The sequence below is a fragment of the Janibacter sp. HTCC2649 genome (genome assembly GCF_000152705.1).
Taxonomy (GTDB): Bacteria; Actinomycetota; Actinomycetes; order Actinomycetales; family Dermatophilaceae; genus Knoellia.
This window is the reverse complement of sequence record NZ_CH672413.1, coordinates 3684368-3697846: the sequence shown is the minus strand read 5'-3', so window position 1 is coordinate 3697846 and position 13479 is coordinate 3684368. Positions and strand designations below refer to the sequence as shown.

The 13479-nt window shown below is 65.2% G+C and carries 13 protein-coding genes; 10 read left to right on the top strand and 3 right to left on the bottom strand.

The annotated features are described in order from the left end of the window. Positions 1-2: 2 nt before the first annotated feature. Positions 3-812 carry an exodeoxyribonuclease III gene (locus JNB_RS17700; protein ID WP_009777898.1) on the bottom strand — a complete coding sequence of 270 codons (810 nt, stop codon included), beginning with the start codon at positions 810-812 and terminating at the stop codon, positions 3-5. A 20-nt stretch (positions 813-832) separates the two neighbouring features. Then, positions 833-1516: an acetyltransferase gene (locus JNB_RS21055; RefSeq protein WP_148232501.1), complete on the bottom strand. Its 684-nt coding sequence runs from the start codon at positions 1514-1516 to the stop codon at positions 833-835. 175 nt (positions 1517-1691) lie between these two features. On the opposite strand from JNB_RS21055, the gene JNB_RS17695 reads away from it, so the two are divergent. Beyond that, entirely contained in the window at positions 1692-2276 is a 585-nt protein-coding gene (locus JNB_RS17695) for a low molecular weight phosphatase family protein (RefSeq protein ID WP_009777896.1), read from the top strand. Positions 2277-2347: 71 nt separating this feature from the next. Here JNB_RS17695 and JNB_RS17690 read toward each other — a convergent pair whose 3' ends face one another. Then, positions 2348-3787, bottom strand: a complete 1440-nt coding sequence (locus JNB_RS17690) for a polysaccharide biosynthesis tyrosine autokinase (protein ID WP_009777895.1) — start codon at positions 3785-3787, stop codon at positions 2348-2350. A gap of 165 nt (positions 3788-3952) precedes the next feature. On the opposite strand from JNB_RS17690, the gene JNB_RS17685 reads away from it, so the two are divergent. From JNB_RS17685 to JNB_RS22250, 9 genes are read left to right on the top strand one after another with little or no spacing between them, the layout of a single operon-like run. Further along, the gene (locus JNB_RS17685) at positions 3953-5764 is read left to right on the top strand and encodes a nucleoside-diphosphate sugar epimerase/dehydratase (protein WP_009777894.1); all 1812 of its coding nucleotides are present in this window, start codon (positions 3953-3955) and stop codon (positions 5762-5764) included. Then, positions 5761-6903, top strand: a complete 1143-nt coding sequence (locus JNB_RS17680; protein WP_009777893.1) for an aminotransferase class I/II-fold pyridoxal phosphate-dependent enzyme — start codon at positions 5761-5763, stop codon at positions 6901-6903. The genes JNB_RS17685 and JNB_RS17680 overlap by 4 nt, the downstream gene beginning before the upstream one ends. Then, positions 6900-7505 (top strand): sugar transferase, encoded by a 606-nt coding sequence (locus JNB_RS17675; protein WP_009777892.1) that lies wholly within the window; start codon positions 6900-6902, stop codon positions 7503-7505. The genes JNB_RS17680 and JNB_RS17675 overlap by 4 nt, the downstream gene beginning before the upstream one ends. Next, positions 7505-8143: an acetyltransferase gene (locus JNB_RS17670; protein ID WP_009777891.1), complete on the top strand. Its 639-nt coding sequence runs from the start codon at positions 7505-7507 to the stop codon at positions 8141-8143. The genes JNB_RS17675 and JNB_RS17670 overlap by 1 nt, the downstream gene beginning before the upstream one ends. Then, the gene (locus JNB_RS21050) at positions 8140-9363 is read left to right on the top strand and encodes a glycosyltransferase family 4 protein (protein WP_083784524.1); all 1224 of its coding nucleotides are present in this window, start codon (positions 8140-8142) and stop codon (positions 9361-9363) included. The genes JNB_RS17670 and JNB_RS21050 overlap by 4 nt, the downstream gene beginning before the upstream one ends. Further along, complete coding sequence (locus JNB_RS17660) at positions 9360-10388, top strand: polysaccharide biosynthesis protein (RefSeq protein ID WP_009777889.1); 1029 nt, start codon at positions 9360-9362, stop codon at positions 10386-10388. Before JNB_RS21050 ends, JNB_RS17660 begins: the two co-directional genes overlap by 4 nt. Further along, complete coding sequence (locus JNB_RS17655) at positions 10385-11491, top strand: NAD-dependent epimerase/dehydratase family protein (protein WP_009777888.1); 1107 nt, start codon at positions 10385-10387, stop codon at positions 11489-11491. The genes JNB_RS17660 and JNB_RS17655 overlap by 4 nt, the downstream gene beginning before the upstream one ends. Then, complete coding sequence (wecB, locus tag JNB_RS17650; protein WP_009777887.1) at positions 11488-12621, top strand: non-hydrolyzing UDP-N-acetylglucosamine 2-epimerase; 1134 nt, start codon at positions 11488-11490, stop codon at positions 12619-12621. The genes JNB_RS17655 and wecB overlap by 4 nt, the downstream gene beginning before the upstream one ends. Further along, positions 12618-13181, top strand: coding sequence for a CatB-related O-acetyltransferase (locus JNB_RS22250; RefSeq protein ID WP_148232499.1), 564 nt, complete (start codon positions 12618-12620; stop codon positions 13179-13181). Before wecB ends, JNB_RS22250 begins: the two co-directional genes overlap by 4 nt. Positions 13182-13479 lie beyond the last annotated feature (298 nt).

Here is a 13479-nt window from a genome sequence, read left to right as displayed (position 1 = left end):
GGTCAGTCCAGCGTGAGGTCGTAGTCGACCGTCAGAGGAGCGTGGTCACTCCACCGCTCGGCGTACGTCGACGCGCGGCCGACGTCCGCCCGCGTCGCCAGTTTCGCGAGGGGCGCGCTCGCGAAGTGGTAGTCGATCCGCCACCCCGCATCGTTGTCGAACGCCTTGCCACGCCACGACCACCAGGTGTAGGGACCGGGGCCCGGACCGTGGAGGGCACGGTGCACGTCGGCGTAGGCGAGGGCGCCCACCCAACGGTCGAGGTGCGCCTGCTCCTCCGGGAGGAACCCGGCCTTGCCGACGTTGCCCTTCCAGTTCTTCAGGTCGTCCGCGGAGTGGCAGATGTTGAGATCACCCGTGAGGACGGCATACCCGTCATTCACGGCAAGGTCCGCAAGACGTGAGCCGACAGCGTCGAGGAAACGAAACTTCTCGTCCTGTTTCGGGGTGAGGGCCTCGCCCGTGTGGACGTAGGTCGAGATCACGGTGACGGGTCCCTCGGGTCCACGCACATCGACCTCGAGCCAACGCCCCGCATCGGCGAACTCCTGCGGGCCGAGGTCGCTGCTGACCCGCAGCGGCGGCTGGCGGGTGAGCACGGCGACACCTGCATGGCCCTTGGTGCGCCCCTGCGCGGAGCTGACGTGCCACTGCGCCAGACCGCCCTGCGCCAGCACGTCACGGAGCTGGTCATCGCTCGCCCGGACCTCCTGCAGTGCGATGACGTCGGCGTGCTGCATCGCCAGCCACTCGAGTCCACCTCGACGAGCCGCAGCGCGAATTCCGTTGACGTTGGCTGAGATGAGGCGCACCGCGCGAGCCTACCCAGTGCTCACCCGGCCTGAGCAGCCACCACCCGGGCGTGCACCCGGGCGGGCACTCCGGACGCAACAACTCCTGCAGGAAGGTCATGGGTGACGACCGCTCCGGCGCCGACAAGCGTGTGCCCCCCGACGCGGAGCCCTTGGAGAATCGTCGCGTTGGCCCCAACGAGTGATCCGGTTTCAAGGGTCACATCACCGGAGACACAACTTTGTGGGTTGAGTCGAACGAAATCCTCCAGGTCGCAGTCATGGCCGACAGTGGCGTTCTGATCAACATGGACATGCCGTCCGACGCGAATCTGAGCACTCAGCCTGGCACCGGCACAAATGACGCTTCCCTCCCCCAAGGTGACTCCCGCGCCCACCGATGCTTGAGGATGCACCAAGATGGGGAAAGTGGCATCGGTGACGCTTAGGCGATCAGCGATGGCTCGCCGTGCAGTAGCCGATCCGATTGCGAGCACGACGGGCGTCTCACGACAATTTCGCACCAGATCGTCCACAGTGCCGATAAGTGGCACCCCGAGGCTGTGAAGGCGTGCTCGATTGGCCATGGACGGTCTGTCATCAACCACACCAATGTCACCGAACCCCACACCCCTTGAGCGCAGCTCAAAGAGCAAAGAGGCGACTTCGCGCCCGAAGCCGCCGGCACCCACCACCACAATCCCCTGTACCGGCCAGTTACCCATAGGACGAGCGTAGATCGGCCGCGTCGCCTCGGTGCCCGGATTCGGACATCTCCCCCGTCCGTGGTACGTACGGTGCTGCCGAACCACCCGATTGTGCAGTAGAACAGGCAGGTCACGGGCCTGAAGTTGTGAGATCGAGTGACTCACAGTGACTAGCCCAACATAAGGTGGACACATGGCCCCAGACGTCGCTGCTCAAGCCCTCAACGGCCACATCCTTGTGGTCTGCACCGGCAACATCTGCCGCTCGCCCTACATCGAGCGCGTCCTGGCTCACGAGCTCGCCGGAACGGGCATTTCCGTGTCCAGTGCCGGAACGAGCGCCCTCGTCGGAGCCCCCATCGATCCCGAGTCCGCGAGGCGCCTGGTCGCCGTCGGAGCAAGCGACCATGAGTACGCCGCGCGACAGATCACCCGCGAGATCGTCGCGGATGCTGACCTCATCATCACGGCGATGCGTGACCACTTGTCTCAGGTCGTTCCGCTTCACCCCCGTGCCCTGCGCTATGGCTTCGCCCTTCATGACCTCGGCGACCTGCTGGGAGCTGTGGTTCCCGCGGAGATCGCCGCTGCGCCGGGCGACAACCACGTCGCCAAGGTCGCGGCCGCCGCCATCGCGAAGCGCGGAGTCGTCGCTCCACGGCTGCCCAAGGACTCCGGGATCGTGGACCCCTATCGCCAGCCGTCGGCGGTCTTCGACCAGATGGTTCGCGAGATCTCCACTTCCCTGCCCGCCGTGGTCACGGCCCTCCGCGGCTGAACAGTTCATTCCACGCCAAAGGCGTATGCCGTGGGCGCCCCTTTCGCGTGTGACCTGGCCGAGCGTTGCGCTCAGCTGCCGACGAGGTCCTTGCGCGGTCGCGTCGTGTCGTCACTGGACTTGCGACGACGACGGCGGGTGCTGCTGCGACCGTCGGCCACGGGGAGCGCGTCGGGTCGATACTCGTAGCGATAGTCGTAGGCGCCGCGGGCCTGACGCGGGATGCGGTTGATGACAATGCCCAGGACCGTCGCGCTGACCGTCTCGAAGGTCTCGAGCGCGTGGCCGAACTGGTCCTTGCTCACGATGCCGCTGCCAGCAACCACGATCGCCCCATCAGCCAGGCGGGTGAGAACGGTCGAGTCGGTGACGGGAAGCACGGGCGCGCCGTCGATGAGGACGTAGTCAAATCGATGTCTGAGGTCGTCGAGCACCGTGCGCATCGCAGTGGAGCCGAGGAGCTCGCTCGGATTGGGCGGGGACGCGCCGGCGCCGAGGACGGTCAACGAGTGCGCCCCGAACGGCTGGAGCACGTCGTCCAACTCGTAGCGACCGATGAGGACGTCGGTCAGGCCAACCGCTCCCTCAAGTCCGAGATACGTGAGAAGACGGGGTCGGCGGAGGTCACCCTCGACAACACAGACACTGGCTCCCGACTCGGCCATCGCGAGGGCCAGGTTGGCCGTCGTGCTCGACTTGCCCTCACCAGCGATGGACGACGTAATCACTATGACCCGTGGATGGTTCGTCGCATCCACGAACTGCAGGTTGGTGCGCAGGCTGCGGAAAGCCTCCGCTCGGCCGGCGAGCGGGTCGGCCTGGATGATCAGGGGGTGTTTGGCCGCGTCGGCGTCGAAGGGAATGCCGCCGAGGACGACCTTCTCCGTGAGGGCTTCGACGTCCTCCTTTGAGCGCAACTTCGTGTCGAGGAATTGCTTCAGGACGGCAGCACCGAAGCCAAGCAGCAGGCCCAGCACGATGCCGAGAGCGATGTTGCGGAGTGGCCGAGGGCTGACAGGCGAGTCGGACTGGATCGGCTCACGCAGCAGAGTCACCTTGACTGGGCTTGGCGCGTCGGGGGTGACTCGCTCCAGGTCGGCGACGACCGCCGGGAAGACCTCGGCGATCGCCTGGGCGACGTTCTTTGCCGTCGCGGCGCTCGAGTCGGTCACTGTGACGTCGATGAGGACAGTGTCGGGGGGCGTCGTCGCGGCGATTTTGTCAGCCAACGCCCCTGGCTTGGCGTCGATTCCCGCCTTGGCTATGACCGGGTCAAGCAACTTGGGTGATTTGAGGAGTTCGCTGTAGGACTTGACGCGCTGCTGGGTAAACGTTCCACCTTGCGCCAGTTGACTGCTGTTGGCTGAATCCGCCGTCGAGACGAAAAACTGCGTACTCGACGTGTACATCGGGCCGGCCAACAGCGTCAACAGGGCGGACAGCCCGATGACGACGAGGGCCACGGCAGTCAGCGTGCGCCAGCGACGTCGCAGGATCTGCACGTAACTCATCAGGTCCAACGGACAATCCTCACAGTGGGGTCGGCCTCTCGGCCACAGGTCTGCGTGCAACAGTACCGGTCGCTCTCGACTAGTCTGGTTGCTCGACGTCAATGACGACTTCCAACCCCTTTGTAACTACTCGTCCTCACATGAATCACGGAGCACCCAGCCACTGTGTCCACGCGCCCAGAACGCCGCGACGTCGCCGTCCGCATCGGTTGGACCCTCGTCGACGCTCTGATCGTGTCACTCTCCGTCCTGGCCGCCGCGTGGATTCGGTTCGACATGGACGCCCGAATCGCCACGGCACCGGACATTCTGAGTTATTCAAGCGCCGCCGGACTTCTCCAGTTTTTCGCGGGCCTAACTCTGGGACTCGTGCACCACCCGCACCGACGGGGATCCTTCGAGGAAACCGCGCAAGTGGCGCGAACAACACTCATCGTCGGTGTTGCGCTGGTCGGACTCCGGTTCTTCACGGACTGGTTCTCAATCCCGCGCAGCCTGCCGTTCATCGTTCCGGTCATTGCTCTCGTGGGCATGTTCGCCCTGCGCTTCATCGTCCGTTCCTACCGCTGGGGCCGGCGCGACATCGGCGACACCGACACGGCCGTCGTCGTCTACGGAGCCGGCGAGGGCGGCCGCCAGTTGCTGCGCGCGCTCACCCGAGATGCCTCCCCCAACGGCCGGCTCGTGCCGGTGGCGCTCCTCGATGACGACCCGCGCAAGCGCCGAATGCTCATCGAGGGGCACCGGGTCTCTGGTGGCGCCGACCGACTGGCCGACGTCATCGAGCGCACTGACGCGACAACGCTGGCCGTGGCCATGCCGTCTTTGTCGGCCGATCGCCTCCGTGAGATCCGCACGCTCGCCCGCATCCACGGACTCGACCTGCTGGTGCTTCCCCCCGTGGGGCGCCTCCTCGGGCCGGCCAGCGGGGCAGATCTGCGTCAGCTCAACCTCGAGGACCTCCTCGGTCGCCAACAGATCACGATGGACGCCGCGACGATCTCCGACACGATCACGGGCAAACGAGTCCTCGTCACCGGCGCCGGCGGTTCGATCGGGTCCGAGCTCGTGCGTCAGATCGCCAAGTTCAGCCCCGCGAAACTCGTCCTTCTCGACCGTGATGAGTCGGCCCTGCACGCGACCCAGATGAGCCTCACGGGGCGCGCGCTCCTCGATGACGGCACACTGGCCCTCTGCGACATCAGGGACTCTGCAGCCCTGCAGCGGGTCTTTGAAGCGGAACGTCCCGAGGTCGTCTTCCATGCGGCGGCTCTCAAGCACCTCACGCTCCTTGAGCAGTTCCCCCTCGAGGCCTGGCAGTCGAACGTCCTTGGCACCGCCAACGTGCTCACCGCCGCCGAGGCGGTCGGTGTCGAGAAGTTCGTCAACATCTCGACCGACAAGGCCGCGAGCCCCACGTGCGTCCTCGGCTACAGCAAGCGGCTGGCCGAGCGCCTCACGGCCGAGTTCGCCGAGCACCACCGTGGCACCTACGTGAGCGTGCGTTTTGGCAACGTCCTGGGTTCGCGCGGTTCGGTCATCACCGCCTTCACTGCTCAGATCGAGCGCGGCGGACCCGTCACGGTGACCCACCCCGATGTCGAGCGCTACTTCATGCTCATCCCCGAGGCCAGCCAGCTGGTGCTGCAGGCCTCGGCCATCGGCGCCAATGGCGACGTGATGGTTCTGGACATGGGGGAGCCCGTCAAGATCCTCGACGTGGCCAACACGCTCATAGATCTGTCCGAGAAGCCCGACATCGAGGTCGTCTTCACCGGTATGCGGCCGGGTGAGAAGCTCTCGGAAGAACTGTTTGCCAACGGCGAGACGATCACGTCAGCGGGCCACGCACTCATCAACAGGGTCGCCGTGCCCAGGATCTCGCTCCAGGAGATCGCCGACGCCGGCATCGAACAGCCCGAGCCTGCCCGCGAGTGGATGCTCGAGAAGGCAACGACAGGCAGAGTACTCACATGAGCGATCGCATCTTCCTTTCCCGGGCCCACGTGACCGATGTGGAGGAGAAGTACGTCCTCGAAGCCCTGCGCTCTGGTTGGGTCGCGCCCTTGGGACCCATGGTCGACCGCTTCGAGCGCGAGATCGCGGAGCGTTGCGGTGTGAGCGGGGCCCTCGCCCTGTCGTCGGGCACTGCCGCCCTGCACCTCGCCCTGCTCGACGCCGGAGCCGGTCCCGACAGCGTCGTCGTGCTTCCGACGATGACGTTCGCTGCGTCCGCGAACGCCGTCGCCTACACCGGTGCTGCTCCCGTGTTCGTCGATGCGACCGACGACGCCAACGTCGACATCGACCTGCTCGTCGAGACCGTGCGGACGTTGCAGGGCGAGGGCCGCACCGTCGCAGCGGTCATGACGGTCGACCTGTTCGGACGCGCCTGTGACTACACCGCTCTCGGCACTCAACTCGATGCGCTCGACGTCCCGCTCATCGAGGACGCTGCCGAGGCTCTGGGCGCAACCCACCACGGGCGCCCGGCAGGTTCCTTCGGCCGTGCCGCCGCCCTGTCGTTCAACGGCAACAAGATCATGACGACCTCGGGCGGAGGCATGCTGCTCAGCAATGACACGGACCTCCTCGACCGAGCGCGTTACCTCTCGACCCAGGCCCGCCAGCCCGCACCGTGGTACGAGCACACCGAGATCGGCTACAACTACCGGATGTCCAACATCCTCGCGGCGCTGGGCATCGGTCAACTCGAGCGACTCGACTCGATGATCGCGCGTCGCCGTGATATCCGTGACCTGTATGCGGGCGCGCTGGCCGACATCGACGGCGTCAGTTTCCTCGGTCGGGACCAGGGCGGGGACGCAGAGGACAACCACTGGCTCACCTGCATCACCCTTGACCCCAAGCTCATCGCTACGGACCCGACCACGGTCATGGCAGCGCTGGACGCAGCCGGTATCGAAGCTCGACACCTCTGGAAGCCGATGCATCTGCAGCCCATCCACGCCTCCGCGCGTGCCGCAACGACGGGCACCGCAGAGCGGCTCTTCCGCACCGGCCTGACCCTTCCGTCGGGATCCGAGCTCACCGATCCCCAGATCGACCGGGTCCTGGGCACCCTTGCGCCCCTCCTCCAGGGACAGGCCACGTGACCGACACCAAGCGGCTCTTCGACCTCGCTGTCACCCTCCCTGCCTTCGCCATCTCCCTCCCGGTGCAGGCCGTGGTTGCTCTGGCCGTTCGCTCGAAGCTCGGGTCACCTGTGCTCTTCACGCAGGAACGCCCCGGCCTGGGCGGTCGCACCTTTGTCATGCGCAAGTTCCGCACCATGCTTGAGCCTGACCCGGCCAGGGGTCTCGTCACCGATGCCGATCGACTTACCCCATTCGGCACGTTCCTCCGCTCGACCAGCCTCGACGAATTGCCGACGTTGTGGAACATCGTCCGAGGCGACATGTCCCTCGTTGGACCGCGGCCGCTCCTCGTCCGCTATCTCGATCGCTACTCCCCCGAGCAGGCGCGACGACATGACGTGCGTCCGGGCCTCACCGGGCTCGCACAAGTGTCGGGCCGCAACGCCATGAGCTGGGAGCAGCGGCTCGCGCTCGACGTCGACTACGTCGACACGCACACGCTGCGAGGCGATCTCGCGATCATTGTGCGCACGGTTTCCGCCGTCCTGCGACGTGACGGTATCGCCGCCGAGGGCGAGGTCACCATGTCCGAGTTTGACCCCCACGAGAGGACCAACTGATGGCTCGCCCGGTAGTCATCGTCGGTTGCGGCGGCTTCGGTCGTGAAGTCCGCGACGTCATCGACGCCTGCATAGCGAATGGCGAGGACTGGTACTTCCGTGGCTACGTGGATGACGACCCATCAAGCGCCAACCTCGCTGCCGTCGAACGATCACAGGATGAGATCCTCGGCGGCGTCGACTGGCTCGAGAATGCCCCCAAGGACACCCATGTCTTCATCGGCATCGGAACGGGCTCGGTTAAGGCCCGTATTGACGCCACGCTTATCCGTCTGGGCCTGTCTGAGGGGGTCCTTGTGCACCCCACCGCGACGCTTGGTCGAGACGTCACAATCGCCGGGGGATCTGTCGTCTGCGCGGGCGTGCGCATGACGACAAATATCCACTTGGGCCGCCATGTCCACGTCAACCTGAACACCACAATCGGGCATGACGTCGAGATCGCTGACCACGTGTCCATCAACCCGCTGGTGGCCATCTCGGGCAACGTGCGGATCGGCGAACGAAGCATGATCGGCACCCACGCCGCCATCCTCCAAGGACTCGATGTTGGACCAGACTCGATCGTCGGTGGTTCCGCCCTCGTCGTGCGGAACGTCGAGGAAAGCAGCACGGTCAAGGGCGTGCCTGCACGATGAGGATCGGTTTCGTCACTCAGTGGTTTCCGCCCGAACCCCGCACTGTGGTCCCTGAAGGCATCGCCAGCGGTCTCGCCGCGCTAGGCCATGACGTTGATGTCGTGACGGGTTTTCCGAACTACCCAGCGGGTCGCATTATGGAAGGGTGGTCACAACGGCCCTATCTACGCGAAGATGCCACGGAACGCATCAGAGTTCACCGCAGTCCGCTTTATCCCAGCCGCGAGGCTCATGCGACGCGGCGCATGGCGAACTACCTCAGTTTCGCCGGCACGGCCACGATTGCGGTCAGTGCAAAGGTTCCGCGTCCAGATGTGTGGCTCGTTTATTCATCCCCTGCCACTGCTGCCCTACCTGCCCTGCTGGCCCGCCCCGGACGCCGAGCGCCGATCTGCCTATACATCCAAGATCTCTGGCCCGACAGTGTGACGGACAGCGAGTTCGTGACAGGACGAGCAGCACGAGCCATCGAACGTGGCTTGCACGCGTTCACCAATGCCTCGTACCGCGCCGCGACGCGCATCGGAGTCATCTCGCCCTCGATGAAGCACGTCCTCATCGAGCGTGGCGTGCCCGCTGACAAGATCGATTGGGTACCCAATTGGGTGCCTGAGTTCCGCACCTCAGAGCACACCGTCGACCGCCAGCGCCTTGGCCTCCCCAACGGTCCGCTCTTCTTGTACGCCGGAAACATGGGCCAGTTGCAGGGTCTGGCACCACTCGTCGAGGCGTTTGCGAGTGTTCCTGAAGCGAGTCTCGTCCTGATGGGCGACGGGGTTGAGCGTGACTCGTTGACGCGGGCGGCTCGCACAGCCGAAGCTGGCAATGTCCACGTCCTTCCGAGCGTCCCCGTCGACGCCGTCGGAGACTATCTTTCCGCAGCCGACGTGCTCGTCGTCTCGTTGCAGGACTCCGCGCTGCTGCGGGCCACCATGCCCAGCAAGGTGCAATCGTCCATGTCCGCTGGCAAGCCCGTTTTCGTTCATGGAGCCGGTGATGTGGCTGATGTCGTCACCAAGGCTGGGGCCGGCGCCGCTGTGGGTCCCGGGAACACCGGCGAGGTCGCCGAGGCCATCCGAAAACTTGCCCTCCAGCCGCAGGCCTGGGCAGCCATGGGGCAGTCGGCCCGCCAGCACTACGAGGACCACTTCGCCCCGGATGTGGGCATTACGCGCCTCGAGAGCATGCTGCACGAGGCCGCCAAGAGAGGGCAGCAATGAGCCAGATGACCGGCGCCACCGTGACCATCACCGGAGGAACCGGTTCGTTCGGCTCGACGATGGTCCACTCACTGTTGAGTCGCGGGGTCGGGAGGATCAACATCCTCAGCCGCGACGAGGCCAAGCAGGACGAGATGCGTCAGCGCCTGGGAGATTCCCGGGTCAAGTTCTTCGTCGGCGACGTCCGCGACTACTCCAGCGTTGAAGACTCCGTCACCGGCGCCGACTTCGTGTTCCACGCAGCAGCCCTCAAGCAGGTGCCGTCGTGCGAGTTCTTCCCTGACCAAGCGGTCAAAACCAATGTCGTCGGCAGCGACAACGTCATCAAGGCCTCACACCGCTCAGGTGTCCGGTCGGTTGTTTGCCTCAGCACGGACAAAGCCGTCTATCCCGTCAACGCCATGGGCATGAGCAAGGCGCTCATGGAGAAGACGGCCCAGGCGTTCGCCCGAAACCATCCCAACTCGCCGACGACGGTGTCGGTCACCCGCTACGGCAATGTCATGTATTCGCGCGGCTCTGTCATCCCGCTGTTCGTCCGTCAGCTGAAGGAGGGCAAGCCACTCACGGTCACCGAGCCGACGATGACGCGCTATCTCATGTCCCTCCAGGAGTCTGTCGATCTGGTCGAGCATGCATTTCTCCACGCAGCGCCCGGCGACCTGTTCGTCAAGAAGGCGCCTGCCTGCACCGTCGAGACCCTCGCCAGGGCCGTGTCCATCGTTCTCGGGCAGGGAGACCCCGAGGTGCGCCGGATCGGCATGCGGCACGGAGAGAAAATGTTCGAGACCCTTCTCACCCGGGAGGAACTGCTGAAGTCCGAGGATCAGGGGGACTACTTCCGCGTCCCGTTGGATGCACGCTCGCTCGAGTACGAGCTCTTCGTCGAAGAGGGTGAGACCAGCACATCCGACGTTGTCGACTACGACTCCAACACCACGGACCAGATGAGCGTCGAGCAGACCTGTGATCTCCTGCGCACCCTTCCTGAGATTCAGGGCCTCACTTCGGAGACGAAGCTGTGAAGGTCGTCGTCACGGGATCTGCCGGATTCCTCGGCTGGCACACCCGCCTTCGACTCCGGGCCATGACCGACCACGAGGTCGTGCCGATCGCCCGCGACCAGTGGACGGACCTTTCCCAGGCTCTGTCAGACGCGGACGCCGTCATCCACATCGCCGGCGTCAACCGCGGTGACGATGATGCGGTTCGAGAAGGCAACGAAGGCCTTGCCAGAGATCTCGCCGCGGCGCTGGCATCGTCCGGACGCCCGACACGGGTTGTCTTCGCCAACTCGATCCAGGACGGGAACGGCACTGCGTACGGTGCAGGCAAGGCCAAGGCACGCGAGATCCTCGGCCAGGCCGTCGACGCGACCGGCGGTTCCTTCGTCGATGTGCGCCTGCCCAACCTTTTCGGCGAACACGGCCGACCGGCATACAACTCGTTCGTCGCAACGTTTGTTCACGCAGTCCGCGACGGCCGGCCCCCGCAGGTGACCGACCGACAGGTCGGACTTCTCCACGCCCAAGGCGCAGCAGCAGCTCTCATCGACGCTCTGGACGGCGATGCGAGGCGCATCGACCCCGACAGCACGTCGGTCGGCGTCCAGGAGGTCCTTGACCTCCTGCAGGAGTTCAAGGCGTCCTACGACTCGGGAGAGATCCCCGACCTCTCCAGCCCCCTCAGAGTTGACCTGTTCAACACGTACAGGGCAGCCCTGTTTCCCGAGCACGCGCCGATCGCGCTGACACCGCACACGGACCCTCGAGGCACCTACGTGGAACTGGTCAGAGTCCGCGGCGGTGGCGGTCAGTCTTCCTTCTCAACGACAGTGCCCGGCATCACCCGTGGGGAGCACTTCCACCTCCGCAAGGTCGAACGATTCGCTGTCATCAGCGGAACGGCAAGAGTCTCGTTGCGCAAGATGTTCACCGACGATGTCTTCGACTTCGCTGTGTCCGGTGATGTCCCGTGCGCCATCGACATGCCGGTCGGTTGGGTGCACAACATCACCAACACGGGCAACGACACCCTCATCACCCAGTTCTGGTCTCATGAGCTGCACCGTCCCGATGACCCCGATACCTACTACGAGTCCGTTCGCCCTCAGGGAGCCTCCGCATGAAGGTCATGACGATTGTCGGAACCCGACCCGAGTTGATTCGCCTCTCACGAGTCATCCACCGGCTCGACGAGACGGTCGACCATGTCCTCGTGCACACGGGCCAGAACTACGACTACGCCCTCAACGAGGTGTTCTTCAGCGACCTCGGCATCCGCAAGCCCGACCACATGCTCGGAGTCGACACCACGAGCCTGGGTGCAGTGCTTGGTGGAACCCTCATCGCCGCCGAGAAGGTCATGCTCGAGGAGGCGCCAGACGCCGTGCTCGTCCTCGGAGACACGAACTCCTGCATCGCCGCCGTCATGGCCAAGCGCCTGCGGATACCGACCTATCACATGGAGGCCGGCAACCGCTGTTTCGACGAGAACGTCCCAGAGGAGACCAACCGTCGCCTCGTCGACCACGTCGCCGACTTCAACCTCGTCTACACCGAGCACGGGCGCCGCAACCTGCTGGCCGAAGGGCTGCACCCGCGCCGCATCATCAAGACCGGTTCGCCGATGCGTGAGGTCCTCGACGCCTACCGCGACGAGATCCTCGCCTCCGACGTCCTCGACCGCTTCGAGCTCACCGAGGGCGGTTACTTCCTCGTCAGCGCGCACCGCGAGGAAAACGTCGACTCTCCGGAGCGCCTGCGCGCCCTCATTGACTGCCTCACCGCGGTGTATGCCGCGTTCTCCCTTCCTGTGTTCGTCTCGACCCACCCGCGCACGCGCAAGCGGCTCGAGGCGCTGCCCGACTGGTCGGAGCCAGAGGGCATCACCTTCAGCGACCCGCTCGGCTTCCACGACTACAACAAGCTCCAGCTCTCGGCCGCCTGCTGCCTCTCGGACTCCGGGACGATCGCGGAGGAGTCCACCCTGCTCGGCTTCCCGGCCGTCACGTTGCGCGACTCGATCGAACGCCCTGAAGCCCTCGACACCGGGGGCATCATCATGACCGGTCTCGACGCCGGCGATGTTGTTGCGGGCGTGCGAGCAGCCATGAACACGCCACGCCGCCGCGACGGTGTCGACCACCTCACGCCCGAGGACTATCTCATCGCCAACACCAGTGAGCGGACGGTCAACTTCATCCTGTCCACTGCGCACCGGCACCATGCCTGGACCGGAATTCGAGGGGTGCGATGAGCCTCGATCGGACGGGACGGTTGTATCAAGGGCTCCGCAAGGCACGTGGCCGCGCGGTGGTCATGACCAAGGGCCTCGCCAACGTGCACCCGACCGCGTCCGTGCACAGGAGCGCCAAGGTCAGCAAAGATCTCAAGGCCCGTGAGTACGCCTACGTGGGACCCGAGTGCTGGATCAGTCCAGGAACCACAATCGGGGCCTACACGCTGCTCGCGCCTCGAGTGGCCATCGTGGGCGGGGACCACCTCAGCGACGTCGTCGGCACACCCATCCAGTTCACCGGCCGTCCCGACCAAACGCCCACGACCATCGGGCGCGATGCCTGGATAGGCTACGGCGTGATCGTCAGCCGCGGTGTCACGATCGGGGATGGCGCCGTCGTCGGCGCCGGGTCAGTCGTCACAAAGGACGTGCCCGCTTACGAGATCTGGGCGGGGGTGCCCGCGCGACATCTTCGAGACCGCTTCACAGGGCATGATCGCGTCAGGCACGCAGCCGCTCTGGATCGCGGCGACTTTCGCGCCACGTTCGCATCTCCCCAGAATGACGGGCCCAACTGATGCACGTTTGCGTCTTCACGACTGCCCATCCATGGGATGACGTCCGAGTCAAGAGCAAGATCGTTGACTCCTTCTTGGACGCCGGCGATCGCGTGACTTGGGTAGGACCCGACCGTGCTTTTTTTCAGTCTTCCTCTAGCAAGGACCCCCGTGTTGAACATCGGCTAGTCGCGTCGCCAACGGGGTGGAAGGGGCGGCTCCAGGCGATGCGATCGCTGCGGGCAGCCCTTGCCTCCCTGCCGGACGTCGATTGGGTATATACCCCCGACCCCGATGCTGCGGCTTTGGCACTTACCGT

Coding starts and splice junctions, on each gene's coding strand:
- JNB_RS21055 (WP_148232501.1), bottom strand. CDS start 1,516: ATGGGTAACTGGCCGGTACAGGGGATTGTGGTGGTGGGTGCCGGCGGC.
- JNB_RS17695 (WP_009777896.1), top strand. CDS start 1,692: ATGGCCCCAGACGTCGCTGCTCAAGCCCTCAACGGCCACATCCTTGTG.
- JNB_RS17690 (WP_009777895.1), bottom strand. CDS start 3,787: ATGAGTTACGTGCAGATCCTGCGACGTCGCTGGCGCACGCTGACTGCC.
- JNB_RS17680 (WP_009777893.1), top strand. CDS start 5,761: ATGAGCGATCGCATCTTCCTTTCCCGGGCCCACGTGACCGATGTGGAG.
- JNB_RS17670 (WP_009777891.1), top strand. CDS start 7,505: ATGGCTCGCCCGGTAGTCATCGTCGGTTGCGGCGGCTTCGGTCGTGAA.
- JNB_RS21050 (WP_083784524.1), top strand. CDS start 8,140: ATGAGGATCGGTTTCGTCACTCAGTGGTTTCCGCCCGAACCCCGCACT.
- JNB_RS17660 (WP_009777889.1), top strand. CDS start 9,360: ATGAGCCAGATGACCGGCGCCACCGTGACCATCACCGGAGGAACCGGT.
- wecB (WP_009777887.1), top strand. CDS start 11,488: ATGAAGGTCATGACGATTGTCGGAACCCGACCCGAGTTGATTCGCCTC.
- JNB_RS22250 (WP_148232499.1), top strand. CDS start 12,618: ATGAGCCTCGATCGGACGGGACGGTTGTATCAAGGGCTCCGCAAGGCA.